The sequence below is a fragment of the Streptomyces xanthophaeus genome, from assembly GCF_000725805.1.
GTDB classification, from domain to species: Bacteria; Actinomycetota; Actinomycetes; order Streptomycetales; family Streptomycetaceae; genus Streptomyces; species Streptomyces xanthophaeus.
Map to the genome: position 1 here is coordinate 1 of NZ_JOFT01000036.1, position 24,379 is coordinate 24,379.

Below are 24,379 nucleotides of genomic sequence, written 5' to 3' on the forward strand. Positions count from 1 at the left end.
GGGAGAGTAGGACGCCGCCGAACAATCATTGTGGGAAAGCCCCGCACCTTATGGTGCGGGGCTTTTCTGCGTTCAGGGGCAGATCGATGACCCGCTGGGGACCGTCCGGGGCGCCGGGGCCGGCTCCTGGGGGCCGCGAATCTTTCCCGCGTTCGTCCGTTCACCAGCATCAGCTTGCCGGGCACCTGGACTGACGGCTCGTAGGGTTGGGGCATGGGCTATGACCTCGTCATCTTCGACAACGACGGCGTGCTGGTGGACAGTGAGCCGCTCGCCAACAGCATCCTCGCCGGGTATCTGAGTGAGCTCGGGCACGCGACTTCCTACGAGGATTCGCTCCGCGACTACATGGGGGCCGCCGTGCACCGGGTGCACGACCTGGTCCTCGAGCGGACGGGGGAGCGGCTGCCGGCGGACTTCGACGAGACCCTGCACGCGCGGACCTTCGCCGCGTTCGAGCGGGAACTGAAGCCCGTCCCCGGAGTGGAGGACGTCCTCGGAGCACTGACCGCCAGCGGGGTCGGCTACTGCCTGGCCTCCTCCGGGACGCACGAGCGGATCCGGGTCGGACACCGGGCGGCCGGGCTCGACGGATGGTTCGAGGAGGAGTGGATCTTCAGTGCGCAGGACGTGGGGGCAGGCAAGCCGGCCCCGGACCTGTTCCTGCACGCGGCCCGGCAGATGGGCGTCGAGCCCGCGCGGTGCGTCGTCGTCGAGGACAGCCCGCTCGGCATCCAGGCCGCCACGGCCGCCGGGATGGACGTGTACGCGTTCACCGCGATGCTGCCCGCCGAGCGGCTCCCCGGGGCCACCGGATACTTCGGGGACATGATGCAGCTGCCGGGGCTCCTGCAACTGCCCGTGTGATCTCTCTACCCACCGGTAGCGGCGGGGCCTACGCTGACCCGCCATGACGGATGAAGTGCGGCTGCGCCGGGGGCGCGGGGCTCTGGGGATCAGCTTCTTCGCGCAGGGGGTCGCCTTCGCGCTGCTCGTGACCCGGATCCCGGCCATCCAGGACCGGTACGGGATATCCGACGGGCTGCTGCCCGCCTTCCTGGCGGCGGTCCCCGTCCTCGCGGGCGCGGCGAGCGTGGCCACCGAGCACCTGGTCAAGCGGGTCGCGCCCAGCGTCGTACTGCGGTGGGCGCAGCCGCTGGTCCTGCTGTCCCTGCTGGGCGTCGGGGCCGGTGACCAGATGTGGCACGTGGCCCTGGCCCTGGGGGCGTTCGGGCTGTCGGTCGGTGCGCTGGACGCCTCGATGAACATGCTCGGGGTGAGCCTGCAGCACGCGTACGGGCGCAGCATCATGCTGGGGTTCCACGCCTCGTACAGTCTCGGCGGGATCGTGGGGGCCTCGGCCGCCTGGGCCGGGGCGCACTGGCACCTGGGGCTGTTCGTGTCGTACCTGCCGGCGGTGGCGGTGCTGCTGCCGCTGACGCTGTGGGCGAGCCGGGCCTACGTGGACCGCGGTGCCGGGGGCGCGGGGGACGTGGTGGAGAAGGGGCTGGGGGCCGGCGGGTTCAAGCTGCTGCTGCCGCTGTGCCTGGTGATGGCCTGCGCGTACATCGGGGACTCGACGGTGGCGAACTGGAGTGCCAAGTACCTCCAGGACGTGCTGGGGAGCTCCGAGCAGCTGGCGACGGTCCCGTACAACGTCTACATGGTGACCACCCTGATCGGGCGGGCCGTCGGGGACCTGGGTGTGCGCCGGTTCGGGGCGGCCGCCGTGGTGCGGGGCGGGGCGGTGGTCGCCGCCGCGGGGTTCGCGGTGGTGGCCGCGGCGCCGGGGGCGTGGGTGGGGATGCTCGGGTTCACGCTGCTGGGGATCGGGCTCTGCGTGATCGTGCCGCAGACCTTCGCGGCCGCGGGGCGGCTGTTCCCGGGGGCGTCCGACACGGCGATCGCCCGGCTGAACATCTTCAACTACGTCGGTTTCCTGATCGGGTCGCCGCTCGTCGGGGGGATCGGGGACGCCTGGAGCTATCGGGGGGCGATGCTCGTGCCGATGGTCCTCGTCCTGATCACGCTGTTCTACGCCCGCTCGTTCGGAGCCGGGGAGGCCCGATACGGTGTCGGGCATGAGCGGGCGCGGGCTGTTGATGTGGGACGAGGCGGTCACGGGGTATGACTTCGGGCCGAGCCATCCGATGGACCCGGTGCGCCTGGCGCTGACCATGGGCCTGGTGCGTGCCTTCGGGCTGGACCGGGTGATGGAGGTGCGGGCGGCCCGCGCGGCCGGTGACTCGACGCTCAGGCTGGTCCACCGGGACGACTACGTGGCCGCGGTGCGGGAGGTGTCGGCCGATCCGGGTGCCGCCGACGGCTCGTACGGGCTGGGGACGGTCGACGATCCGGCCTTCCACGGGATGCACGAGGCCTCGGCGCTGATCGCCGGGCAGTCGGTGGCGGGTGCGGAGGCGCTGTGGCGCGGGGAGGCCGAGCACGCGGTGAACTTCGCCGGGGGCCTGCACCATGCGATGCCGGGCGGTGCGGCCGGTTTCTGCGTGTACAACGACGCGGCGCTGGCCGTGGCGCGGCTGCTGGAGCTGGGCGCGGAGCGGGTCGCGTACGTGGACGTGGACGTCCACCACGGGGACGGGGTGCAGGCGGCCTTCTGGGACGACCCCCGGGTCCTGACGGTGTCCCTGCACGAGCATCCGCGGACGCTGTTCCCGCAGACCGGCTGGCCGCAGGAGACGGGCGGGCCGGCGGCCGAGGGGTCGGCGGTGAACGTGGCGCTGCCCGCGGGGACCGGCGACGAGGGGTGGCTGCGGGCCTTCCACGCGACGGTGCCGGAGCTGCTGGCGGACTTCCGGCCCCAGGTGCTGGTGACCCAGCACGGGGCGGACACGCACTTCGAGGACCCGCTCGCGCACCTGGCGGTGTCCCTGGACGCCCAGCGGGCCGTCCAGGAGGCGTGTCACGAGCTCGCGCACACCTACGCGGACGGGAAGTGGCTGGCCCTGGGCGGCGGCGGGTACGCGGTCGTCGACGTCGTGCCGCGCTCGTGGACGCACCTGGTGGCGATCGCCGCTCACCGGCCGGTGGAGCCGCGGACGCCGGTGCCGGAGTCGTGGCGGCAGGAGGCGTACGCGCGGACGCGGCAGTTGGCGCCGTCGCGGATGACGGACGGGCGGACGCCGTCGTGGCGGGACTGGGATGCCGGATACGACCCCGCGGACCGTACGGATCAAGCCGTCCTGGCCACGCGGCGGGCCGTGTTCCCGTTGCGCGGAATGCTGACCTGACGTTCGCCCGTTACGCCAACTGTGGGGCTGTTCGCCTGAATTGATGACCCGCCAGGTGGGGTGGGGCAGCATCGGAGGGTGTTGAGCACCGGCGCGCTGCGTGCGCATCTGCTGGCCGCCCGGTTGGCCGGGCCGATCGCCACCTCCCGGGAGGAGAGCCTGCGCAGTTACCGCCTGTTCGCGGCGCGGGATCCGCGGGTGCTGCTGGGGCTGGAGCCGGAGCGGATCTGGGGCGAGGGTGAGCTGCTGGGGCTGATGGCGCGCAAGTGCGGGGTCTCGGCGGACCCGTCGCACGTCAGCGGGCCGGACAGGATCGATCCGGAGCGGACGGTGGCCGCGCTGGAGGCCTTCGCGGGGCGGCTGCGGGCCGCTGCGGGGGCCCGGTCGCCCGTGTTGTTCGGGACGGGTCACCCGCACCGTCTCCTGGAGTTCTACGCCTGTTTGGCGCGGGCGTTATCGGCGGCGGGATGTGTTGTCCTCACCCCGGCGCAGGGGGTAAGTGTCGACATGGCGACCCGGTTCGGCGTACGCACGCACAGCATCGATTACGTACGGGGGGTCGCACTGGTGCGGGAGCCCGGCGCGCGGCCGGCCGGGAGCGCCACCGGCGCACACACCCATTCGCCGTTGCCGGTCCGGGTCGCGCTCGGGGCGCTGGCGGAGGCCGGGGGGCCGCTGCCGGAGCTCGTGGTGGGGGACCACGGGTGGGTGTGCGGTGCAGGTCAGCTGGGTGTGGAGGCGATCGCCCTGGCCGATACGGATGATCCCGCTCCGTTCGTGGCGGAGGCTGAGGGGCTGGTCTCCGTGACCGTTCCGCTGGATGACGCGGTGCCTGCGGACTACTACCGACCGCTCACTCGCTATGTACTCGATCGGGCCAGTCTGCCCGGCCGCGAGGAGTGGCTGTAGCTCCTCTTCCCCACTCGTATCACGCGCCCCTACTCTGGGGAGTGAGCGTGCGACGACGAGGAGTAACCGGAGGGGAAGCCGGTGCCCGTCATGCGCGGAAGGTCAAAGGTGTGTCATGGCTGCTGGCGAGAGGCCTCTCAACGAGGTCGTGTTCCTTACCGTGGCGGAGGTCGCCTCGGTGATGCGAGTGTCGAAGATGACCGTGTACCGCCTGGTGCACAGTGGTCATCTGCCCGCGATCCGGGTGGGCCGGTCCTTCCGGGTGCCCGAGCAGGCGGTCCACGAGTACCTCCGAGAGTCCTATGTGGGGGTGGAGACGGCCTGAGACTGATGTCCGCGGCTCCCTGGAAGGGCTCGGATTACAAGCTCAGAGCTTGGGCGGGTAGGCTAGGCCGACGTAGGTCGTGTGGGCCCAGACGCCCCGCACCAGTGAAGAGAAGTGAGCGAGGGTAGTCGTGGGCTCTGTTATCAAGAAGCGGCGCAAGCGGATGGCTAAGAAGAAGCACCGCAAGCTGCTCAAGCGCACCCGCGTCCAGCGCCGTAACAAGAAGTAAACGGCAGCTGTACGTGTTCTCCGCAGCCCCTCCACCATCCTGGTGGAGGGGCTGCGGTGCAGCCGGGGGACTTCTTCGAGGGAGGCGCTGAGCTCGTGGGGAAGGTCGTGCTCGTCACCGGGGCTGCCCGGCAGCTGGGCGGGCGCTTCGTGCGCCGGATCCAGCGTGATCCCGATGTGGAGCGGGTGATCGCGGTCGACGCGGTGACCCCGCCGCACCGGCTCGGCAAGGCCGAGTTCGTCCGTACGGACATCAGGCAGTCGTCGATCGCCCGCGTGCTCGCGGAGCACGCCGTGGACACGGTCGTCCACCTGGCGGTCACCGGCGGCAGTGCGGGCACAGGCGGTGCGCACAGCACCGTGAAGGAAACGAACGTCATCGGGACGATGCAGCTCCTCGGGGCCTGCCAGAAGTCGCCGACCATCCGGCGGCTCGTGGTGAAGTCCAGTACCAGCGTGTACGGGGGCACCTCGCGGGACCCGGCGGTCTTCACCGAGAACACCGAACCCAAGTCCCTGCCGGCGGGCGGCTTCGCCAAGGACGCCGCCGAGGTCGAGGGGTACGTACGGGGCTTCGCGCGCAGGCGGCCGGACGTCGCGGTGTGCGTGCTGCGGTTCGCGAACATCCTGGGGCCCTTCGCCGATTCGGCGCTGGCCGAGTACTTCTCCATCCCCGTGCTGCCGACCGTGCTGGGCTACGACCCGCGGCTGCAGTTCGTGCACGAGGACGACGTACTGGAGGTGCTGCGGCTGGCGGCCCAGGAGCCGAGGCGCGGGACCCTGAACAGCGGGACCTTCAACATCGCGGGCGACGGCGTCCTGCTGCTGTCGCAGTGCTCGCGGCGGCTGGGGCGGCCGACGCTGCCGCTGCTGCTGCCCGCGGTGACGTGGGCCGGGTCGGCGCTGCGGGCGGTCGGGGTGACCGACTTCTCGCCGGAGCAGATAAGGCTCCTGACGCACGGACGGGTCGTGGAGACCTCGCAGATGCGTGAAGTACTGGGATTCGAGCCGATGTACACGACCGCCGAGACCTTCGCCGACTTCGCCCGGAGCCGGGGCCGGGGGCTGCTGCCGCCGGAACGGGCGGGGCGGGCCGTGGACCGGCTTGCCGCCGTGCTGAAGGTGGACGGCGTGGAAGCCGACGTGGACGCGGTGGAAGGAGCGAAGCACTAGTGGCGGACGCCAAGGTCATTCCGTTCGACGAGGACCGGCCGCGCCGGCGGCCCATGGGGCGCCGGGTACGGGTGGCCCCGCAGGCCGAACCGGCCGCGGAGCCGGTCGTGGAGGTCGAGCAGGTGCCGCGCGCCGCGGGCGCCGGCCAGGACCCGGGCGGCGGCTGGGACAAGCGGATCGCCGGCGGGCTGGCCTTCCTGCGGCGCCGGGTCACCGGGGACTACGAGGTCGACGACTTCGGCTACGACAAGGAGCTGACGGACCAGGTCCTGATGTCCCTGCTGCGGCCGCTGTACGACAAGTACTTCAGGGTCGAGGTCAAGGGCATCGAGAACATCCCCAAGGAGGGTGGTGCGCTGATCGTGGCGAACCACTCGGGGACGCTGCCGCTGGACGGGCTGATGCTCCAGGTCGCCGTCCACGACCACCACCCCGCGCAGCGGCACCTGCGGCTGCTGGCCGCGGACCTCGTGTTCATGCTGCCGGTGGTCAACGAGCTGGCGCGCAAGGCCGGGCACACCCTGGCGTGCGCGGAGGACGCGCAGCGGCTGCTGGAGGCCGGGGAACTCGTCGGTGTGATGCCGGAGGGCTTCAAGGGGATAGGGAAGCCGTTCGGCGACCGGTACAAGCTGCAGCGCTTCGGGCGGGGCGGGTTCGTGTCGACGGCGCTGAGAGCGGGCACGCCGATCGTGCCGTGCTCGATCGTGGGGGCGGAGGAGATCTACCCCATGGTCGGCAACGCGAAGACGCTGGCGCGGCTGCTGGGGATCCCGTACTTCCCGATCACCCCGACGTTCCCGTGGCTGGGGCCGCTGGGCGCGCTGCCGCTGCCGACGAAGTGGACGATCCAGTTCGGTGAGCCGATCTCCACGGCGGGCTACGCGGCGGAGGCGGCGGAGGATCCGATGCTGATGTTCAACCTGACGGACCAGGTGCGCGAGCAGATCCAGCACACGCTGTACAAGCTGCTGGTGCAGCGGAGGTCCGTGTTCTTCTGAGGTCGCGGGCGCGCGAAGACGCCGGCGGGGCCGAAAGCCTCGCCGGCGTCTCCACGTCTGCTACTCGGCGTCCTCCGCCTTGAGTCCCAGCCCCGGGAGCAGTCCCGGGAGGAGGGGCGGGAGGGTGATCTCCGGCTTGGGCTGGTCCGGGGTCACCGAGGGGGGCGGGGCCGACTGTCCCCCTGCGGGCGGGTGCAGCAGGTCGCCCGTACCGCCCAGGAGGCCGCCTGCCGGCGGGGGCGTGGTGCTTCCCGACGGGCTCGGGGCGGCGGCGCTGCCCGATGGGGTGCCCGAGGCCGGCGCGGAGTGCTGTTTGCCGCCGGGGGTGCCGGGCTTGGCCGGGGTGGCCGGTGAGCCCGAGACGGAGCCGCGGGTCTGCTCCGGGGGCTTGGGCAGCAGGCCCTGGAGCGGCGCCACGTCATCGTCTATGGCCTGGAAGACCGACTCCACCTCTCCGCCGACGTCGGTGAGCTGCGCCGGGAGCTTCTCCCGGAGCTTGCCCCACGCGTCGCGGTGGGAGTTGGAGAACGACGACAGCTTCTGGATCGGGCCGAGCGAGCCGTCCCGTGCATAAGCCAGCTGGAGGAGCCGGTGGCCCTCCGACGCGTCGTGTTTCATACCCGCCAGGGCGCGGCGGATCTCGCCCAGGGACTCGTGGTCCAGTACGCCCGTCCGGCCCCGTTCCATCAGCCTGCGGGCTTCCGACAGACGGTTCGAGGCCTGGTCGAGGAAGAGCTCGCCCCGGTCCGAATCGTCGTCGGCGAGCCCGAGCTTCAGGTCCTCCATGCCCCGTTTCACGGGGTAGAGGTGGTCACCGGGCAGGGCGTCGGAACTCGCAGCGGCCACTCCGCTGAAGGCCCCTGCGGCCACACCCACGGTGAGGCCTCCCGCTGCGATGCCCTTGGACCAGCGGGAGCGGGGCCGCAATTTCCGGAGCGAGGTCGCCCGGTGGGCGCCGCGGCCGGTCCGCTGTTCGGGCACCAGAGGGTCCGAGGCGGCACCGCCCCCGGCCCTTTCCTCCAGCACCATGGCTTCCATGGCGGCAACGAGCTGGGCTCGCTGCACCACTTTGACGTCTGCGTCCAGTACCGGGCGCGGCATTTCGCCGAGCGCACTCGCCAAGGCCAACAGCCGGTCGTGGTCGGCAGGTTCGGCAGGTGCCTCGCACTGCTCGGCCGCCGGGTCCGGTTCCGAAAGGTCGGACGGGGTCCGATCCTCCAAAGCCTGGGCGAAGGCGTTCGCCCGCCGGTGCGGAGTCACGTTCGCGATCACTGGCGGCACCTCCTCTCGTCATGACGATCGACTCCCCAGGGTGTCCGGAAGGTTGCCCTCCTTGAGCACATCCACCCTTTCGGGTGAGTGGCTTCCGGCAGGGCTTGTCCACAGGGAGCCTGCATTCCGCACAACGAGCGTCGCGGCACTTGGGTTACGGACGAAGGATGATCGGACCACAGCGTCATCGAGGGGTCACCGAATGTGAGGTTGTGTTGTCGGGTCGGAGGGGGTCAGCGGGCGTCGTCCGGGAGGAGGCGGGCCAAGGTGCGGACCGCCCGGTATTGGAGCGTCTTGATGGCGCCCTCGTTCTTTCCCATCACCCGGGCCGTCTCGGCGACCGAGAGGCCCTGCAGGAAGCGCAGGGTCACGCACTCCTGCTGCTGCGGGTTGAGCTTCCGTACGGCTTCCAGCAGGGCCGCGTTGGAGAGGGACTCCAGGACGGAGTCCTCGGGGCTGCGCTCGACCTCGTTGGCGTCGAGCATCTCGCCGGTGGTGACCTCCAGCCGGAAACGGCTGGACTTGAAGTGGTCCGCCACCAGGTTGCGGGCGATCGTCACGAGCCAGGCGCCGAAGTCGCGGCCCTGCCAGGTGAAGGTGGAGATGCGGCGCAGCGCGCGCAGGAAGGTCTCGCTGGTGAGATCCTCCGCGGTCGCCTTGCCGCCGACGCGGTAGTAGATGTAGCGGTACACCGTGTCGCTGTACTGGTCGTAGAGCCGCCCGAAGGCGTCGGCTTCGCCGGCCTGGGCGCGTTCGACCAGGTCCATCATGCGGGCCTGGTCGCTGTCCGCGGTGGGGCGGCGGGGGGTGGTCTGTGTGCTCGTGCCGGCGGCGGCGCCGGAGGCTCCCCCGGTGCGGCCGCGTCTGCCCACTGTCGCCCCGCCGTCCGTCAGGGCATAGCAAGGGCCGGCCGGACCGAGGCCGGCAGGTACCGCGGTGGCGAAGGCGGGGACGGCGTACGCGGTGGGGACGAAGCCGCGCAGGTGGTCGAGGACCGTTGCGCGCAGCGTAGCCAGGCCCGAGGCGTCAACCCCGACAGGTGGGTACACGGGACTCCCAGAGGCAGAGCTTCCATCACGTGCAGTGCGGGACCGTTCACCCGTCGTGGCGACAGATGGCCGGTGGCATGCGTTTGAGGAGAATAACGCTTCGTACAGGCAGCGCTACACCCAGTTGCTCAAATCACCGGTTCCGACACTTCTGTTGCGTACCGAGGGCATATTCAGTCGCTGTTGGTGATCGGTTGGTGATCACTTGGGTGCGCGGAATGGACGCTTCCGAGGGCCGCCGCGACCGAGTCGGGCAGGCCGGAGTGCCGCGCGCCGGGCGGGGGTAGAGCTGAGGGATTGCCCGGGCCCCGGCCGTCGGGCGGCCGGGGCGGGGCCGGGCCCGTGCAGGGCCTGCCGTTGCTACTTGCGGCGGCGGTGCAGGGCGATGGCGGCGGCCGTGCCGCCCGCGATCGCGCCGACCCCGGCGGCGGCCGGGACGCCGACCTTCACGGCCTTGCGGCCGGTCCGATAGTCGCGCAGCCGCCAGTCGTTGGTACGGGCATGCTTGCGCAGTTTTGTGTCGGGATTGATCGCGTACGGATGTCCGACGAGCGACAGCATCGGGATGTCGTTGTGCGAATCGCTGTACGCCGCGCAGCGGTCGAGATCGAGTCCCTCGGCGGCGGCCAGCGCGCGCACCGCCTCCGCCTTCGCGGGGCCGTGCAGCGGCTCGCCGACCAGGCGGCCGGTGTAGACCCCGTCCACGGATTCGGCGACGGTGCCCAGTGCTCCGGTCAGGCCGAGCCGGCGGGCGATGATCGTGGCCGTCTCCACGGGGGCGGCGGTGACGAGCCAGACCTTCTGGCCGGCGTCGAGGTGGGCCTGGGCCAGGGCGCGGGTGCCGGGCCAGATCCGCTCGGCCATGTACTCGTCGTAGATCTCCTCGCCGATGGCCATCAGTTCGCAGACCTTGTGGCCCTTGACGATGGACAGGGCGCTGTCGCGGGCGTCCTGCATGTGCTCCGGGTCCTCGACGCCGGCGAGCCGGAACCAGGCCTGCTGCCAGGCGAACCGGGCCAGTTCGCGGCGCTGGAAGAACTCGCGCTTGTAGAGGCCGCGGCCGAAGTGGAAGATCGCGGCGCCCTGCATGACGGTGTTGTCGAGGTCGAAGAAGGCCGCGGCGAGGTCGTCGCCGGCGACCGGGAACTCCGGTTCGCCAGCCGCCCCGGCAGCTTCCGCTTCCGTCGCCGGAGCGGTCTCGGCGGCAGGTGGGGCTTCGGCCAGCGCGGTCTTGCGGGCGGCCTCGGCCGAGGCCTCGCCTGCCAGCACGCTCCGCGCGGTGGCGGAGCGCCTACGGGGGGTGAGCCATCCCAGAGCGGCCATGACGCGAGCATAGCCACTGTGTTCGGGAGTTCCCGAACCGATGGGATTCGGCGGCGTGAACTCTTCGGGGCGCGGCTGTTACGGCCGGGCGCGCGAGAATGGAGGGCATGACTCCTCTGTTGCGCCGCAAGGAAAAGAAGCGTCCCGCGGACCGGATGGTGACGCTCATCGGGAAGCCCGGGTGCCATCTGTGTGATGACGCACAGGCCGTGGTCGAGAAGGTCTGCGCGGAGACCGGTGCGCAATGGGAGAAGAAGGACATCTCGCAGGACGAGGAGCTGTACCGGCTGCACTGGGAACAGATTCCGGTCGTGCTCGTGGACGGCGAACAGCACACCTTCTGGAGGGTGAACCCGGAGCGGCTCCGGCGGGCATTGGAGGGCTGACCTCCGGCCCGGTTACCATCATGGGCGATTTATGGGGACTCGGGGGCGTATCTGTGAGGAGTGTGTACGGTTTTGCCCCCTTCGGGATTTGAACGGGTTCGGCGTGCTCGCGGTTCCGGCGATATGGGCCGGGGTTGCGTGACCCCGGTCACTTTGCTCGGACAAAGCGGACACAATCTTTGTGCACGCGTTCACAAAGGCATAGCCTGCTGTCGACGGGGCGGTCCTGGGACAAGTGGCCGCCTGCAGCCCCGCTCATCCCGCAGGAGCATCGTGGCAACTGGCCGAACTCACCGACCGGCGACCCGCAGCCGAGGTATTCCCGAGGCCACTGTCGCCCGGCTTCCGCTGTACCTGCGCGCCCTCACCGCGCTCTCCGAGCGATCGGTGCCCACGGTGTCCTCCGAGGAGCTCGCGGCCGCCGCCGGAGTCAACTCCGCGAAGCTGCGCAAGGACTTCTCGTACCTGGGCTCCTACGGCACCCGCGGCGTCGGGTACGACGTCGAGTACCTCGTCTACCAGATCTCCCGCGAGCTCGGGCTGACGCAGGACTGGCCGGTCGTCATCGTCGGCATCGGTAACCTCGGCGCCGCGCTGGCCAACTACGGCGGCTTCTCCGCGCGCGGCTTCCGTGTCGCGGCCCTCATCGACGCCGACCCGGCGATGGCCGGCAAGCCCGTCGCCGGCATGTCCGTGCAGCACACCGATGATCTGGAGAAGATCATCGAGGAGAACGGCGTCTCGATCGGCGTCATCGCGACGCCCGCCGGCGCTGCGCAGCAGGTCAGCGAGCGGCTGATCGCCGCCGGTGTCACCTCCATCCTCAACTTCGCGCCGACCGTGCTCTCCGTGCCCGACGGCGTCGACGTGCGCAAGGTCGACCTCTCCATCGAGCTCCAGATCCTGGCCTTCCACGAGCAGCGCAAGGCCGGCGAGGAAGCGGCCGCGGCCGCTGCCGCCGGCGGCTCCTCCGTGGGCGGCGCCGCGCCCGCCGCTGCCGTGGTCCCGCCCGCGGGCCGGGCCGCAGCCGAGGCGCGCAAGGGCGGTCCCGAGGGCGACGTGCCGGCGGTGATGCCGGCATGAGCCTGCTCGTCGTAGGACTGAGTCACCGCAGCGCGCCCGTCAGCGTGCTGGAGCGCGCCTCGCTCTCCGTGGACGCCAAGGTCAAGCTGCTGCACGACACCCTCGCCGCCGAACCGGCGGCGGAGGCGGCCGTGCTCGCGACCTGCAACCGCATCGAGCTGTACGCCGACGTGGACAAGTTCCACGCCGGTGTCGCCGAGCTGTCCACGCTGCTGGCCCAGCACAGCGGGGTCGCGCTGGAGGAGCTCACCCCCTATCTCTACGTGCACTACGAGGACCGGGCGGTGCACCACCTGTTCTCGGTGGCGTGCGGGCTGGACTCGATGGTCGTCGGCGAGGGGCAGATCCTCGGACAGATCAAGGACGCCCTCGCGCTCGGCCAGGAACAGCACACCGCGGGCCGGCTGACCAACGACCTGTTCCAGCAGGCGCTGCGGGTCGGCAAGCGGGCGCACTCGGAGACCGGCATCGACCGCGCGGGCCAGTCGCTCGTCACGTTCGGGCTGGAGCAGCTCGGCGGCGGGCACCTGCCGGTCGCCGAGTGGGCCGCGGGCAAGCGGGCGCTGGTCATCGGCGCCGGGTCGATGTCCTCACTGGCGGCGGCGACGCTGGCGCGGGTCGGCGTGGCCGAGATCGTGGTGGCGAACCGGACCGATGAGCGTGCGGAGCGTCTCGCAGAGATTCTGGTTGCCTCGGGCACCGGGGTGAAGGCTTCGGCCGTCGCCATGTCCGAGGTCGCGGCCGAGCTGACACGAGTCGACGTGGTGATCTCCTGCACCGGTGCGACCGGGCTCGTGCTGACCGCCGACGAGGTGGCCGCCGCGGTGTCCCAGGGCCTCGCCCCGGCCGCTGCGCCGCAGCCCTCCCCGGCCGCCGCCGCAGCGGACCGCGCCACCGGGCTGGTCCCGGCCGACGTGGTCGCCCGGCTGGCCGCGGCAGCCCAGGACGGCGGCCGGCTGGCCGACGCCGGGGCCGCCCGGACCATCAGCCCCGGAACCCCGGCGGACCAGGCCGGCTGCCCCGTCGGGATGGACGCGCCGACGGGGGACCCCGCCCGGGCCGCCGACGGGCGCGCCGCCCTGACCGGGGTCGACGCCGACTCCCTCGAACTGCACGGCACCTGGGCCGACCAGGGCGAGGCCGCGGCGCAGCGCCAGCCGCGCCGCAGCACCCGTACGCAGGCCGACGGCTCCGCCGTCCGGCTCGCCCTGCTGGACCTGGCCATGCCCCGGGACATCGACGCGGCCGTGCACCGGATCCCCGGCGTACGGCTCGTGGACATCGAGTCGCTCGCGGAGGCGTCCGCGGACGCCCCGATGGCGGCCGACGTCGACGCCGTGCGCGCGATAGTCGCCGGTGAGGTGGCCGCCTTCGGCGCCGCCCAGCGGGCCGCGCACATCACGCCCACCGTCGTCGCCCTGCGGGCCATGGCCGCCGAGGTCGTGGCCATGGAAGTGGCGCGGCTCGACGGGCGGGTCCCCGATCTCGACGAACGGCAGCGGGCCGAGGTCACCCAGACCGTGCGCCGCGTCGTCGACAAACTCCTCCACGCGCCGACCGTGCGCGTCAAGCAGCTCGCGAGCGAGCCCGGCGGCGCCGGGTACGCGGACGCACTGCGCGAACTCTTCGATCTCGACCCGCAGACGGTGGCCTCCGTCAGCCGGGCCGACGCGGCCGACAAGAACGACGACTCAGGACGGGCATCATGAATCCACGTCTCGACCAGCCCCTCCGGCTCGGCACGCGGCGCAGCAAGCTGGCCATGTCCCAGTCAGGCCATGTCGCCGACGCGGTCCGGGCGGTCACCGGCCGTCCCGTCGAGCTCGTGGAGATCACGACCTACGGGGACGTGTCCCGCGAGAACCTCGCCCAGATCGGCGGGACGGGCGTGTTCGTCACCGCCCTGCGCGACGCGCTGCTGCGCGGCGAAGTGGATTTCGCCGTGCACTCGCTGAAGGACCTGCCGACCGGCCAGCCCGAGGACCTCGTCGTCGCGGCCATGCCGCAGCGCGAGGACGCTCGGGACGCGCTCGTCGCCCGGGACGGCCTGACCTTCGAGCAGCTGCCCGACGGGGCCCGCATCGGGACCGGTTCGCCGCGCCGCATGGCGCAGCTCAACCACCTGGCGCTGTCCCTCGGCAAGCGGATCGAGACCGTGGCCATCCGCGGCAACGTCGACACCCGCATCGGCTACGTCCGGGACGGTGAGCTCGACGCCGTCGTGCTGGCCGCCGCCGGGCTCAACCGCATCGGACGCGGTGACGAGGCGACCGAGCTGCTGCCGGTCGACAGCGTCCTGCCCGCTCCCGGCCAGGGGGCCCTGGCCGTGGAGTGCCTCGCGTCCGACACGGACCTGATCGCCGCGCTCGGCGAGCTCGACGACCCGTACACGCGGGCCGCCGTGACCGCCGAGCGTTCCCTGCTCGCCGCCCTGGAGGCCGGCTGCAGCGCACCCGTGGGGGCGTTCGCCGACCTTTTGGCCGACGGGCAGATTGTCAATGAAATGCGCCTGCGCGGCGTCGTCGGCACGCTCGACGGCTCGACGCTGGTGCAGCTGTCCACCACCGGTCCCGTGCCCCAGTCGTACGACGAGGCCATGGCGCTCGGCCGCGAACTCGCGGACGAGATGCTGGCCAAGGGCGCGGCCGGTCTGATGGGGGAGCGATCGCTTTGAACCCCACAAGTCCGACCACCTCCGCTTTTCCGGCTGTCGCCGCCCACGGACACGTCACCTTCCTCGGTGCCGGCCCCGGCGACCCGGGTCTGCTGACGCTGCGCGCCGTGGAGGCGCTGGCGGCCGCGGACGTACTGATCGCGGAGCCCGAGGTGCTCGAGGTCGTGCGCACGCATGCGCGCACGGGTGTCGACACGCCGCAGCTGACCATCGCTGACGAAGTGTCAGCCGCCGCTGGGGTGCCGGTGATCCGGGACGCCGCCAATCTTGTCATGGAGGCCGCACGGTCCGGCAGGCGGGTCGTCCGTGCCGTCACCGGCGACCCCGGGCTCGACGGGAACGCGGCCGAGGAGATGCTCGTCTGCGCCACCGAAGGCATCCCCTTCGAGGTGGTCCCGGGCATCCCGACCGCCGTGGGCGTGCCCGCGTACGCCGGTGTGCCGCTGCGCGACAAGCACGGCGACGACAACGGCGTGCGGTTCGTGGACGCGAAGAGCGCCTCGGCGCGCTGCTGGAGCGAGGCCGGGACGAGCGACGGGACCCTGGTGGTCTCCGCGACCCTGGAGACCGTTTCGAGCGCCGCCGCCGAGCTGGTGAGCGCGGGCCGCAAGCCCGACACCCCGCTGACCGTGACCGTCGCCGGCACCACCACCCGCCAGCGCACCTGGTCGGCGACGCTGGGCACGATCGCCCAGGTGTTCAAGCAGGGCAAGGTGCTCCCCTCGCCCGAGGGCGCCCGGCCGGTCATAGCCGTGGTCGGTGAGCACAGCGCCGCCGCGCGGCGCGAGGACCTGGCCTGGTTCGAGTCGAAGCCGCTGTTCGGCTGGCGGGTGCTCGTACCGCGCACGAAGGAGCAGGCCGCCTCGCTCTCCGACCAGCTGCGTTCCTACGGAGCGGTGCCGCACGAGGTGCCGACCATCGCCGTGGAGCCGCCGCGTACCCCGCAGCAGATGGAGCGGGCCGTGAAGGGCCTGGTCACCGGCCGGTACGAGTGGATCGCCTTCACCTCGGTCAACGCCGTGAAGGCCGTCCGCGAGAAGTTCGAGGAGTACGGGCTCGACGCGCGTGCCTTCGCGGGGATCAAGGTCGCCGCGGTGGGCGAGCAGACCGCCGCCTCGCTCGTGGAGTTCGGCGTGAAGCCGGACCTGGTGCCGAGCGGGGAGCAGTCCGCGGCCGGGCTGCTGGAGGACTGGCCCCCGTACGACCCGGTCTTCGACCCGATCGACCGCGTCTTCCTGCCGCGCGCCGACATCGCGACCGAGACGCTGGTCGCCGGTCTGATCGAGCTCGGCTGGGAGGTCGACGACGTCACGGCCTACCGGACCGTGCGCGCGTCGCCGCCGCCGGCGGACACGCGGGAGGCGATCAAGGGCGGCGGGTTCGACGCCGTCATGTTCACCTCGTCCAGCACCGTCCGCAACCTCGTCGGGATCGCGGGCAAGCCGCACAACGTGACCGTCATCGCGTGCATCGGGCCGGCGACGGCCAAGACCGCGGAGGAGCACGGGCTGCGCGTGGACGTGCTGTCGCCGGAGCCGTCGGTGTCGAAGCTGGCGGAGGCGCTGGCCGAGTACGGCGCGGCGCGCCGCGAGGCCGCGAAGGAGGCCGGGGAGACCGTTTTCCGGCCGAGCGAGCGGCGGCCGGGGGCGCGCAGGCGCCGGACCACCTAGCGGTGGGCTGAGCTGTACGGGGGCGGGGCCCGGCGCGGATCGCGCCGGGCCCCGCCCCCGTTGCCCCGAGTGGGCGGGCCCGGCCCGCCGACCGGGGCTGCGCCCCGCGCCCCGGCCCATGGACCCAGGACCCGGGGACCCAGGACCCGGGGACCCCGGACCCCGGACCCCGGACCCCGGACCCCGGACCCCGGACCCCGGGCTCCCGGGCTCCGCCGGACCGTCCCGGGCTCCCGCCTTGGGTTCCGTCCGGGCTGCGGCCCAGGGCTCCCGGGTTCCCGCCTCGGGTTCCGTCCGGGCTCCCGCCTTGGGTTCCGTCCGGGCTGCGGCCCAGGGCTCCCGGGTTCCCGCCTCGGGTTCCGCCCGGGCTCCCGCCCCGGACTCCGTCCGGGCGGCCCCCCGGCGCGGTGCGCGCCGGGCCCCTCGCCGTCGCGGGCGGGCGGGCGGTCGGGCGGGTGGTGGCGGGCCCGGGTGGGGGTGGCCCGGGCTCTACGCTGGGTCGCGACTGTTCTCGATGCTCGAAGAGGCGACGACAAGATGAGCACCTACGGATCCTTCCCCGGCTCGCGGCCCCGGCGGCTGCGCACCACCCCGGCGATGCGGCGGATGGTCGCGGAGTACCGGCTGCACCCCTCGGACCTGATCCTTCCGGCGTTCGTCCGGGAGGGCATCAGCGAGCCCCTGGCGATCTCGGCGATGCCGGGCGTCGTCCAGCACACCCGGGACACGCTGCGGAAGGCCGCCGTGGAGGCGGTGGAGGCCGGGGTCTCCGGGATCATGCTCTTCGGTGTCCCGGCCGACGAGAACAAGGACGCGCTGGGCACGGCGGGCACCGAGCCGGACGGCATCCTGCAGCTGGCGATCCGGGACGTGAGGGCCGAGGTCGGCGACGACCTGGTGATCATGTCGGACCTGTGTCTGGACGAGTACACCGACCACGGGCACTGCGGGGTCCTCGACGAGCACGGCCGCATCGACAACGACGCCACGCTGGAGCGGTACGCCGAGATGGCGCAGGTCCAGGCCGACGCGGGCGTCCACGTGGTGGGCCCGAGCGGGATGATGGACGGCCAGGTCGGCGTGGTCCGCGACGCGCTGGACGAGACCGGGCACGAGGACGTGGCGATCCTCGCCTACACCGCGAAGTACACCTCCGCCTTCTACGGCCCCTTCCGCGAGGCCGTCGGCTCCTCCCTCCAGGGCGACCGCAAGACCTACCAGCAGGACCCGGCGAACGCCCGCGAGTCCCTGCGGGAGCTGGCCCTGGACCTGGAGGAGGGCGCCGACATGGTGATGGTCAAGCCGGCGGGCCCCTACCTCGACATCCTGCACCGCGTCGCGCAGGCGGTGGACGTCCCGGTGGCCGCCTACCAGATCAGCGGCGAGTACGCGATGGTCGAGGCCGCCGCGGAGAAGGGCTGGATCGAGCGCGACCGGGCGATCATGGAGACCCTGCTCGGCATCAAGCGGGCCGGTGCCGACACGATCCTGACCTACTGGGCGACCGAGGTCGCCCAGTGGCTGCGCGAGACCCGCTGAGGCCCGAGGGCGCCGGGGCGCACGGCGCCGGACAGCCGGACGGGGCGGGGCGGTTCCCCCCGCCCCGCCCCGTCCGGCTGCCGTACCTCAGCCCTTGCTGACCGCCAGCAGGATCTCCGGCAGCCGCCGGGACACCGCCGGGGCGGACAGGCGCAGACCGGCCCAGGCGGCGAGCAGGCCCCAGCCCACCCCGACCGGGACGAGCAGCCAGAAGGCGCTGTCGTGGTCCGCCACGCTGAACCAGATGGTCAGCGCGATGACCGGCGCGCAGATCAGCGCCGAGACCAGCATGCCGCCGAAGATGCTCATCCAGGCGAGCGCGCCCTGGCCCGGGGCGACGTTCTTGAAGGCGCCGTCCGTGGGGATGGAGTACGCGAAGCGGGCCGAGGACACCGCTCCCGTGCACAGCATCGAGCCGAGCAGGGCCAGGGACAGCCCCAGGGCCGCGGGGAAGGTCCGCCAGTCGTCGACGAGGGCGGCCGTGACCACCGTGACGAGGACCGTGAACGGGACCGTGACCAGGGCCAGCGCGGCGGCGCGGGCGCGCAGTTCCACGTACGCGTCGTGCGGGGTCGAGATGGTCTGCGCGACCATCCAGAACGCCGAGGTGTCCTGGCCGAACTGGTTGTACATCTGGACGCCGAGCATGCCCGCGCCGAAGCAGGCGAGGTAGACCGATCCCGTGCCCTGGAGGGCGTTGAAGACCGGCACGATCATGCCGAGGGCCAGCGCGCTCACCCAGGAGGCCTTGGTCTTCGGGTCGCGGACCGCGTAGCGCAGGGTGCGCTGCATGGTCGCGCCGGTGCGTCCGGCGGGCAGCAGGGACCACAGGCCGTTCCCGCTGCGGTCCTTGGTGGCCGTGCCCGCCGCCGCGATGGTCGAGCCGTCCGGGGTGACCATGAGCTTGGTCAGGCTGCGCTCCCAGAACCAGACGAGCAGGCCCAGGGCGAGGAGGGTCAGCAGCAGTTGGGCGGCGGCCGTCAGGTACGCGCCCTCGCTCGCCGAGTCCACCATGCCGACCGCGGTCGCGGGCGGCAGCCACCGCACCACGGCCTCGACGGGCTCCAGCCGGGACAGGCCGCCCACCTCGAACAGGCGCTGGCTGGCGAAGTTGGCGACCTGTGCGCCGACCGCGATGAGCAGGCCGCTCAGCAGGGCCAGGTCGCGGCCCTTGCGGCTGGTCAGCAGCCGTACGTTGGCGGTGGCCACGGCCCGGGCGAGGGCCACGCAGACCAGCAGGAGCAGCGGGGCGGCCAGGACGGCGGCCACCGCGCCGGCGGCGCCCCGGGCGACCGCGATCGTCGAGCCGACGGCCAGGCACAGCGTGAACAGCGGGCCGACGCCGACGAGGGAGGAGACCAGCAGGGCCCGGACCAGCGGTCGCGGTCGCAGCGGCAGCATCACCAGGCGGCTCGGGTCGAGCGTCTCGTCGCCGCTCGGGAAGAACAGCGGCATGAAGGCCCAGCCGAGCGCCAGGATCGCGGCGAGGACGACGACGACCGTCCCGGCCCGGTGGTGGCCGTGCAGCAGGGCCAGCCCGAGGGTCACGAAGAAGGCCACGACCAGGGTGAAGGCCAGGGTCGCGAAGTAGACGGCCTTGCGCTTCGAGGAGCCCTTCAGGCCGTTGCGCAGCAGCGACAGCTTCAGCCGGACGAAGACCGGGGTGAGTGCGTCGGGCGCCGGCCGGTGGGGTGCGGCGGTCGTCATGACTGAGCCGCCGCCCCGCCGAGCCACTCCAGGGAGTCGCCGGCCGCGCCGCGGCCCTGCGCGCCGACCAGTTCGAGGAAGGCGGCCTGCAGGGAGGGGGCGCTGCCCCGTACGTCGGCCAGCGGGCCCGCGGCCCGGATCCGGCCGGCGGCCATGACGGCCACCCAGTCGCACAGCGACTCGACGAGCTCCATGACGTGGGAGGAGAAGACGACCGTGGCACCGGACGCGGTGTAACGTTCCAGCACTCCGCGGATGGTCTGGGCGGACACCGGGTCGACCCCCTCGAACGGCTCGTCGAGGAAGAGGACTTCGGGGTTGTGCAGCAGCGCTGCGGCCAGGCCGATCTTCTTCCGCATGCCCGTCGAGTAGTCCACGACCAGCTTGTGCTGCGAACCCGCGAGGTCGAGGACGTCCAGGAGCTGCGTGGCCCGCTTGTCGGTCTCCTCGCCGGGCAGACCGCGCAGCCGGCCCATGTAGCCGAGCAGTTCGCGGCCCGACAGCCGCTCGAAGAGGCGCAGCCCCTCCGGCAGGACGCCGATCCGGGACTTCACCTCGACGGTGTCCGCCCACACGTCGTGCCCGGCGACCATGATCCGCCCCATGTCCGGGCGCAGCAGGCCCGTCACCATCGACAGCGTGGTCGTCTTGCCCGCGCCGTTCGGGCCGACCAGACCGATGAACTGGCCCGCGGGCAGTTCGAGATCGATCCCGGCCACGGCCACCTGTTCGCCGAAGCGCTTCCAGAGACCTTCCACCCGCACGGCGGGCGGCGCAGGTCGTGCGCCACCCGTTCCCTGCGTCCCGCCCGTCGCATCGCCCTGGTCCGGCATGCGCCCGCCTCCCGCTCGTCCCCGTTGGTCGTTCTTCCCTCACCATAGGAGGACGCAGCGGGGGCCGAGCAGTTACGTATGTCATGAACTTGCGGGTACAAAACGCGCGGTCACGGTCCCTTGCGGGTCCGGGCGGCGGCCGCCTCGCGCCCGCAGGCGTACGCGAGCGCGTCGATCAGCTCCTCGGTGTCGGGCAGCCAGCGGTTCGCGGGGGTGGGCCGGCGTGCCCACTGGACCGAACCCCGGCCGCCGAAGCGGGTGGGCGGGGCGGCCACGTACTCGCCCTCGCCGCGGGCGGCCAGGTCGATCGCGGACGGGGACCAGCCGAGCCCCCGCACCAGGTCCGCCATCTTGGCCCCGGCGCCCGGCAGTACGAAGAACAGCATCCGGTGGTCGGGGGTGAGGGCGACCGGTCCGATCGTGCGCTGCATCCGCTCCAGCCGTGCCAGGGCCAGGAATCCCGCGGAGTCCGGGACGTCCAGCGCGTCGAAGGTCCGTCCCGTCGGCATCAGGATCGAGGCTTCCGGGTGCTTCGCCCACACCCTGCGGACCTGGACCGCGCTGCCGGTGGGGAGCGTCGACCAGTCCTTGACGGCCGGGTGGGCGCCGGGCGCCGCGCAGTCCGCCGCGCCGCACGAGCAGAGCTCGCGCCCGTCGGCCACCTCCAGCCAGGTGCCGGCGAAGACGTCCCAGTGCCGTTCTTCCGCGTACCGCACGGCATGGTCCAGCAGCTGCTCGCCGCGCTGCTTGGGGATGGGTGCGGTCTCCGTGACTCCGATGGTCTCTTCCACGCCCATCACAACTATCCGGGTCACCGGGGGTTACGGGCGTAAACCAGCCGGTGGGCGGAGCATCGATCCTGCATGCGGGGCGCACAGATGCATGTTCGGGGGCGCGTAGGAGGCCGGGGCGCGGTCGCTGGGTAGCGACAAGACGCAGAGCGGAAGATTCTCCGCACTTCAGGCGGGAAGTGATCATTCCAACGCTCTCCCGTGGCTTCAGGGGGTTTTCAATGGCAGCCAGGCCTCTCGTCGCCCGTCAGCCGAACGAACGGCTGCAGGCGCTCATCCAGGAAGCCGGGTGCTCCAACGCCGGGCTCGCCCGGCGGGTCAACATGTGCGGGGCCGAACACGGCCTCGACCTCCGCTACGACAAGACCTCCGTGGCCCGCTGGCTGCGCGGACAGCAGCCGCGCGGCCGGGCACCCGGCATCATCGCCGAGGCGCTCGGGCGCAAGCTCGGCCGGACCGTCACCATCGACGAGATCGGCATGGCCAACGGCAAGAACCTCGCCTCCGGCGTGGGCCTGCAGTTCTCCCCGACCGTCATCGGCGCCATCGAGCAGGTCTGCGAGCTGTGGCGCAGCGACGTCGGGCGCCGCGACTTCCTGGCCGGCTCCAGCGTCGCCGCCTCGGCGCTGGTCGAGCCGAGCCGCGACTGGCTGATCACCGGGGCCGACGCGCAGGTCGCCCGCAGCGGCGGCTCCCGCGTCGGGATGTCCGACGTGGAGGCGGTACGGGCCACCACGGAGGCCCTCACCGAACTCGACCACCGCTTCGGCAGCGGGCACGTGCGGCCGGTGGTCGTGCACTACCTCAACTCCGTGGTGTCCGGGCTGATCGGCGGCTCTTACCGGGAGCCGGTGGGCCGGGCGCTGTTCGCGGCCGTGGCCCGGCTGACCGAACTCGCGGGGTACATGGCCGTGGACACCGGCCAGCCGGGGCTGGCGCAGCGGTACTACATCCAGGCGCTGCGGCTGGCCCAGGCCGCCGGGGACCGGGCGTACGGGGGCTACGTGCTCGCGGCGTCCATGAGCCACCTCGCCGCGGAGCTGGGCAATCCGCGGGAGATCGCGCAGCTGGCGCGGGCCGCGCAGGAGGGCACCCGCGGTCAGGTCACCCCGCGGGTGGAGGCGATGTTCTACGCCGCCGAGGCGCGGGGGCACGCGCTGCTCGGGGACTCCCGGGCCACGGCGGTGCTGACCTCGCGGGCCGTGACCGCGCTGGAGCGGGCGCGGCCGGAGGCGGGTGACGACCCGGTGTGGATCCGGCACTTCAACGAGGCCTACCTCGCGGACGAACTGGCCCACTGCCACCGGGACCTGGGCCAGGCCGAGGAGGCGGCCCGGCAGGCGGAGGAGGCCCTGCGCAGCCTTCCGGCGGGCAAGGCGCGCCGCCGGGCGATCGGGCTGCTGCTGCTGGCGGCGGCGCAGGTGCAGCAGCGGGAGGTGGAACAGGCCTGCCACACGGCCACGCAGGCGGCGGACCTGCTGGAGGGGCTCCGCTCGAACCGGGGCGCGGAGTACCTGGCGGACTTCCGGCTGCGGCTGGAGCCGTACCGGGAGGAGGCGGCGGTCCGCGAGTTCGGGGCACGGCTGGAGGCCCGGGCCGCGTGAGGTCCGTGGCGTGCGGGGCCCCGGTCGCGGCCGGGGCCGGTGGGTGGGTGGGCTGACGGGGGTGGTGGGTGACCGGGTAGCGTGACCCGACGGTTCCGTAGGTTCGGGCGAGTCGGAGAAGGAGTCCCGGTGACGGAGAGCGGACAGGGGGGCGCCCCCCAGCCGGGTGCCCCGTGGGGTCCGGACCCGGCGCAGCCGGATCCGGCGTCCGGCTACCCGGAACATCCCGGGCAGCAGGCGTACGGGTATCCGGGGCAGCAGCCGCCCGAGGGCCAGGGCCAGGGCCAGGGGCCGCAGGGCGGGCCGGCGTACGGGCAGCCGGGACAGCCCGGCGCCGCATACGGCTATCCGCATCCGCATCCGCATCCGCATTCCGGGCCGCAGGCAGCGCCCGTGCAGGGGCACGTGGTGGGGCCGGGGTACGAGGGCCCGGGGGATCCGCACGGCTACGGGTACCCCCCGCTGCCCGAGGCCGTCACCCAGTACATCCCGCCGGTGCCGGCGGGGCCCGCGCAGGGCGATGCGGCCACGCAGTACATCCCGCCCGTGCCGGCGGCGCCTGCGCACGGCGAGGCGGCGACCCAGTACATCCCGCCCGTGCCGGCGGGGCCCGCGCACGAAGAGGCGGCCACGCAGTACATCCAGCCCGTGCCCGCCGCCGAGTTCGACGGGCTCTTCCGCAGCAGCGGCGGCGCCGACGACGGGGCCGCCGGGCACACCCAGCACCTGCCGCCGGTCCAGGAGCCGGTGCTGAGGCAGCCGCCGCGCCGCCCCTATCCGCCGCGCGGCCAGGGCCCCGTACCGCCCCGCCAGCAGCTCCAGCACCAGCCGCCGCACCAGCAGCCCCCGCAGCAGTACGCGCAGCCGCAGTACGCGCCCCCGCCCCCGCCGCCGGAGGCCCCGCGCAAGGTGTCACCGGCGATCATCGCCGCGGTCGTCATCGGCCTGGCCGTGGTCGGGCTCGGCGTCGGCTCGCTGCTCGGCGACGGCAAGCCGCAGAACAACGACCCGGGCGCGGTGTCCTCCGCACCCGCCGCGAGCGGCGGCTCCGCGGCGCCCGGCGGCGAGGCCCCCGTCGACCCGGCCCGCCCGCAGGCCGTCCAGCTCGACAAGCTCCTCGCGGACAGCAACGACAGCCGGGCCTCGGTGATCAAGGCCGTGGAGGACATCAAGAGCTGCAAGAACCTCGACCAGGCCGCCGGTGACCTGCGCGACGCCGCCCGCCAGCGCGAGGAGCTGATCACCCGCCTCCAGGAGCTGAAGCTGGACAAGCTCCCCGACCACGCGAAGCTGTCCGCGGCCCTCACCAAGGCCTGGCAGTCCTCCGCGGACGCCGACAACAGCTATGCGGCGTGGGCGGGCGACGCCAAGGACGACAAGGGCTGCAAGGACGGCAAGGACGGCAAGGCCAAGTCCACCGACAACGCCGCCGCGGGCAACAAGGCGAGCGGCGAGGCGACGAAGGCCAAGGAGACGGCGTCGGGCCTGTGGAACTCGATCGCCGCCAAGTACGGCCTCACCAAGCGGGACAAGAGCCAGCTCTGACCCGCGGCGGCGGGCGGGG

22 protein-coding genes are annotated in these 24,379 nt (G+C 72.7%); 16 read left to right on the top strand and 6 right to left on the bottom strand.

Translation table 11 applies throughout. From position 1 onward, the window contains the following. The first annotated feature begins 213 nt into the window (after positions 1-213). The 8 genes from IO30_RS0122545 (at position 214) to IO30_RS0122580 (ending at position 6,884) form a co-directional block, all read left to right on the top strand. The gene (locus tag IO30_RS0122545; RefSeq protein WP_031145504.1) at positions 214-867 is read left to right on the top strand and encodes an HAD family hydrolase; all 654 of its coding nucleotides are present in this window, start codon (positions 214-216) and stop codon (positions 865-867) included. Between the two features lie 43 nt (positions 868-910). Next, entirely contained in the window at positions 911-2,131 is a 1,221-nt protein-coding gene (locus tag IO30_RS0122550) for an MFS transporter (RefSeq protein ID WP_031145506.1), read from the top strand. Beyond that, positions 2,082-3,251, top strand: a complete 1,170-nt coding sequence (locus IO30_RS0122555; RefSeq protein ID WP_031145508.1) for an acetoin utilization protein AcuC — start codon at positions 2,082-2,084, stop codon at positions 3,249-3,251. Before IO30_RS0122550 ends, IO30_RS0122555 begins: the two co-directional genes overlap by 50 nt. Before the next feature lie 78 nt (positions 3,252-3,329). After that, complete coding sequence (locus IO30_RS0122560) at positions 3,330-4,160, top strand: phosphatase (protein WP_031145509.1); 831 nt, start codon at positions 3,330-3,332, stop codon at positions 4,158-4,160. A 115-nt stretch (positions 4,161-4,275) separates the two neighbouring features. Beyond that, a complete protein-coding gene (locus IO30_RS0122565; RefSeq protein WP_031145511.1) occupies positions 4,276-4,485 on the top strand; it encodes a helix-turn-helix domain-containing protein in 210 nt (69 codons plus the stop codon). A gap of 130 nt (positions 4,486-4,615) precedes the next feature. Beyond that, positions 4,616-4,714, top strand: coding sequence for a 30S ribosomal protein bS22 (locus IO30_RS43715; RefSeq protein WP_003948845.1), 99 nt, complete (start codon positions 4,616-4,618; stop codon positions 4,712-4,714). 95 nt (positions 4,715-4,809) lie between these two features. After that, positions 4,810-5,886 (top strand): NAD-dependent epimerase/dehydratase family protein, encoded by a 1,077-nt coding sequence (locus IO30_RS0122575; protein WP_037894875.1) that lies wholly within the window; start codon positions 4,810-4,812, stop codon positions 5,884-5,886. After that, on the top strand, positions 5,886-6,884 hold the full coding sequence (locus tag IO30_RS0122580) for a lysophospholipid acyltransferase family protein (RefSeq protein ID WP_031145514.1): 999 nt from the start codon (positions 5,886-5,888) through the stop codon (positions 6,882-6,884). The genes IO30_RS0122575 and IO30_RS0122580 overlap by 1 nt, the downstream gene beginning before the upstream one ends. A 60-nt stretch (positions 6,885-6,944) precedes the next feature. On the opposite strand, the gene IO30_RS0122585 is transcribed toward IO30_RS0122580, so the two are convergent. The 3 genes from IO30_RS0122585 to IO30_RS0122595 all read right to left on the bottom strand — a co-directional run bounded on the left by IO30_RS0122585 (position 6,945) and on the right by IO30_RS0122595 (position 10,528). After that, the gene (locus IO30_RS0122585; protein WP_031145516.1) at positions 6,945-8,156 is read right to left on the bottom strand and encodes a DUF5667 domain-containing protein; all 1,212 of its coding nucleotides are present in this window, start codon (positions 8,154-8,156) and stop codon (positions 6,945-6,947) included. A 233-nt stretch (positions 8,157-8,389) separates the two neighbouring features. Further along, entirely contained in the window at positions 8,390-9,205 is an 816-nt protein-coding gene (locus IO30_RS0122590; RefSeq protein WP_031145518.1) for an ECF subfamily RNA polymerase sigma factor, BldN family, read from the bottom strand. Between the two features lie 360 nt (positions 9,206-9,565). After that, entirely contained in the window at positions 9,566-10,528 is a 963-nt protein-coding gene (locus IO30_RS0122595) for an HAD family hydrolase (RefSeq protein WP_031145520.1), read from the bottom strand. Between the two features lie 107 nt (positions 10,529-10,635). Here IO30_RS0122595 and IO30_RS0122600 point away from each other — a divergent pair, with 107 nt between their 5' ends. The 6 genes from IO30_RS0122600 to hemB all read left to right on the top strand — a co-directional run bounded on the left by IO30_RS0122600 (position 10,636) and on the right by hemB (position 17,880). After that, on the top strand, positions 10,636-10,914 hold the full coding sequence (locus tag IO30_RS0122600) for a glutaredoxin family protein (protein ID WP_373316488.1): 279 nt from the start codon (positions 10,636-10,638) through the stop codon (positions 10,912-10,914). A gap of 273 nt (positions 10,915-11,187) precedes the next feature. After that, complete coding sequence (locus IO30_RS0122605; RefSeq protein WP_031145523.1) at positions 11,188-11,997, top strand: redox-sensing transcriptional repressor Rex; 810 nt, start codon at positions 11,188-11,190, stop codon at positions 11,995-11,997. After that, the gene (locus tag IO30_RS0122610; RefSeq protein ID WP_031145525.1) at positions 11,994-13,706 is read left to right on the top strand and encodes a glutamyl-tRNA reductase; all 1,713 of its coding nucleotides are present in this window, start codon (positions 11,994-11,996) and stop codon (positions 13,704-13,706) included. Before IO30_RS0122605 ends, IO30_RS0122610 begins: the two co-directional genes overlap by 4 nt. Next, positions 13,703-14,671 (top strand): hydroxymethylbilane synthase, encoded by a 969-nt coding sequence (gene hemC, locus IO30_RS0122615; protein ID WP_031145527.1) that lies wholly within the window; start codon positions 13,703-13,705, stop codon positions 14,669-14,671. The genes IO30_RS0122610 and hemC overlap by 4 nt, the downstream gene beginning before the upstream one ends. Then, positions 14,668-16,341: a bifunctional uroporphyrinogen-III C-methyltransferase/uroporphyrinogen-III synthase gene (locus IO30_RS0122620; protein ID WP_031145529.1), complete on the top strand. Its 1,674-nt coding sequence runs from the start codon at positions 14,668-14,670 to the stop codon at positions 16,339-16,341. The genes hemC and IO30_RS0122620 overlap by 4 nt, the downstream gene beginning before the upstream one ends. A gap of 537 nt (positions 16,342-16,878) precedes the next feature. Further along, complete coding sequence (gene hemB / locus IO30_RS0122625; protein ID WP_031145531.1) at positions 16,879-17,880, top strand: porphobilinogen synthase; 1,002 nt, start codon at positions 16,879-16,881, stop codon at positions 17,878-17,880. Positions 17,881-17,967: 87 nt separating this feature from the next. Here the strand turns inward: hemB and IO30_RS0122630 are convergent, their stop codons facing one another. From IO30_RS0122630 to IO30_RS0122640, 3 genes are all read right to left on the bottom strand, one after another. Beyond that, positions 17,968-19,587, bottom strand: a complete 1,620-nt coding sequence (locus IO30_RS0122630; protein ID WP_031145533.1) for a hypothetical protein — start codon at positions 19,585-19,587, stop codon at positions 17,968-17,970. Next, positions 19,584-20,420, bottom strand: a complete 837-nt coding sequence (locus IO30_RS0122635) for an ABC transporter ATP-binding protein (RefSeq protein ID WP_031145534.1) — start codon at positions 20,418-20,420, stop codon at positions 19,584-19,586. Before IO30_RS0122635 ends, IO30_RS0122630 begins: the two co-directional genes overlap by 4 nt. A gap of 110 nt (positions 20,421-20,530) precedes the next feature. Beyond that, positions 20,531-21,217: a bifunctional DNA primase/polymerase gene (locus tag IO30_RS0122640; RefSeq protein ID WP_031145536.1), complete on the bottom strand. Its 687-nt coding sequence runs from the start codon at positions 21,215-21,217 to the stop codon at positions 20,531-20,533. Between the two features lie 215 nt (positions 21,218-21,432). On the opposite strand from IO30_RS0122640, the gene IO30_RS0122645 reads away from it, so the two are divergent. Both IO30_RS0122645 and IO30_RS0122650 read left to right on the top strand, forming a co-directional pair. Next, positions 21,433-22,815, top strand: a complete 1,383-nt coding sequence (locus tag IO30_RS0122645) for an NsdA family TPR-like regulatory protein (protein WP_031145538.1) — start codon at positions 21,433-21,435, stop codon at positions 22,813-22,815. Between the two features lie 129 nt (positions 22,816-22,944). Beyond that, positions 22,945-24,360 (top strand): hypothetical protein, encoded by a 1,416-nt coding sequence (locus tag IO30_RS0122650; protein ID WP_245234198.1) that lies wholly within the window; start codon positions 22,945-22,947, stop codon positions 24,358-24,360. The last annotated feature ends 19 nt before the right edge of the window (positions 24,361-24,379 follow it).

Bases quoted from the DNA above. Each gene is read 5' to 3' on its own strand.
- IO30_RS0122545 (WP_031145504.1), top strand. From the start codon at position 214: ATGGGCTATGACCTCGTCATCTTCGACAACGACGGCGTGCTGGTGGAC.
- IO30_RS0122550 (WP_031145506.1), top strand. From the start codon at position 911: ATGACGGATGAAGTGCGGCTGCGCCGGGGGCGCGGGGCTCTGGGGATC.
- IO30_RS0122555 (WP_031145508.1), top strand. From the start codon at position 2,082: ATGAGCGGGCGCGGGCTGTTGATGTGGGACGAGGCGGTCACGGGGTAT.
- IO30_RS0122565 (WP_031145511.1), top strand. From the start codon at position 4,276: ATGGCTGCTGGCGAGAGGCCTCTCAACGAGGTCGTGTTCCTTACCGTG.
- IO30_RS0122595 (WP_031145520.1), bottom strand. From the start codon at position 10,528: ATGGCCGCTCTGGGATGGCTCACCCCCCGTAGGCGCTCCGCCACCGCG.
- IO30_RS0122600 (WP_373316488.1), top strand. From the start codon at position 10,636: ATGACTCCTCTGTTGCGCCGCAAGGAAAAGAAGCGTCCCGCGGACCGG.
- IO30_RS0122610 (WP_031145525.1), top strand. From the start codon at position 11,994: ATGAGCCTGCTCGTCGTAGGACTGAGTCACCGCAGCGCGCCCGTCAGC.
- hemC (WP_031145527.1), top strand. From the start codon at position 13,703: ATGAATCCACGTCTCGACCAGCCCCTCCGGCTCGGCACGCGGCGCAGC.
- hemB (WP_031145531.1), top strand. From the start codon at position 16,879: ATGAGCACCTACGGATCCTTCCCCGGCTCGCGGCCCCGGCGGCTGCGC.
- IO30_RS0122630 (WP_031145533.1), bottom strand. From the start codon at position 19,587: ATGACGACCGCCGCACCCCACCGGCCGGCGCCCGACGCACTCACCCCG.
- IO30_RS0122635 (WP_031145534.1), bottom strand. From the start codon at position 20,420: ATGCCGGACCAGGGCGATGCGACGGGCGGGACGCAGGGAACGGGTGGC.
- IO30_RS0122640 (WP_031145536.1), bottom strand. From the start codon at position 21,217: ATGGGCGTGGAAGAGACCATCGGAGTCACGGAGACCGCACCCATCCCC.
- IO30_RS0122645 (WP_031145538.1), top strand. From the start codon at position 21,433: ATGGCAGCCAGGCCTCTCGTCGCCCGTCAGCCGAACGAACGGCTGCAG.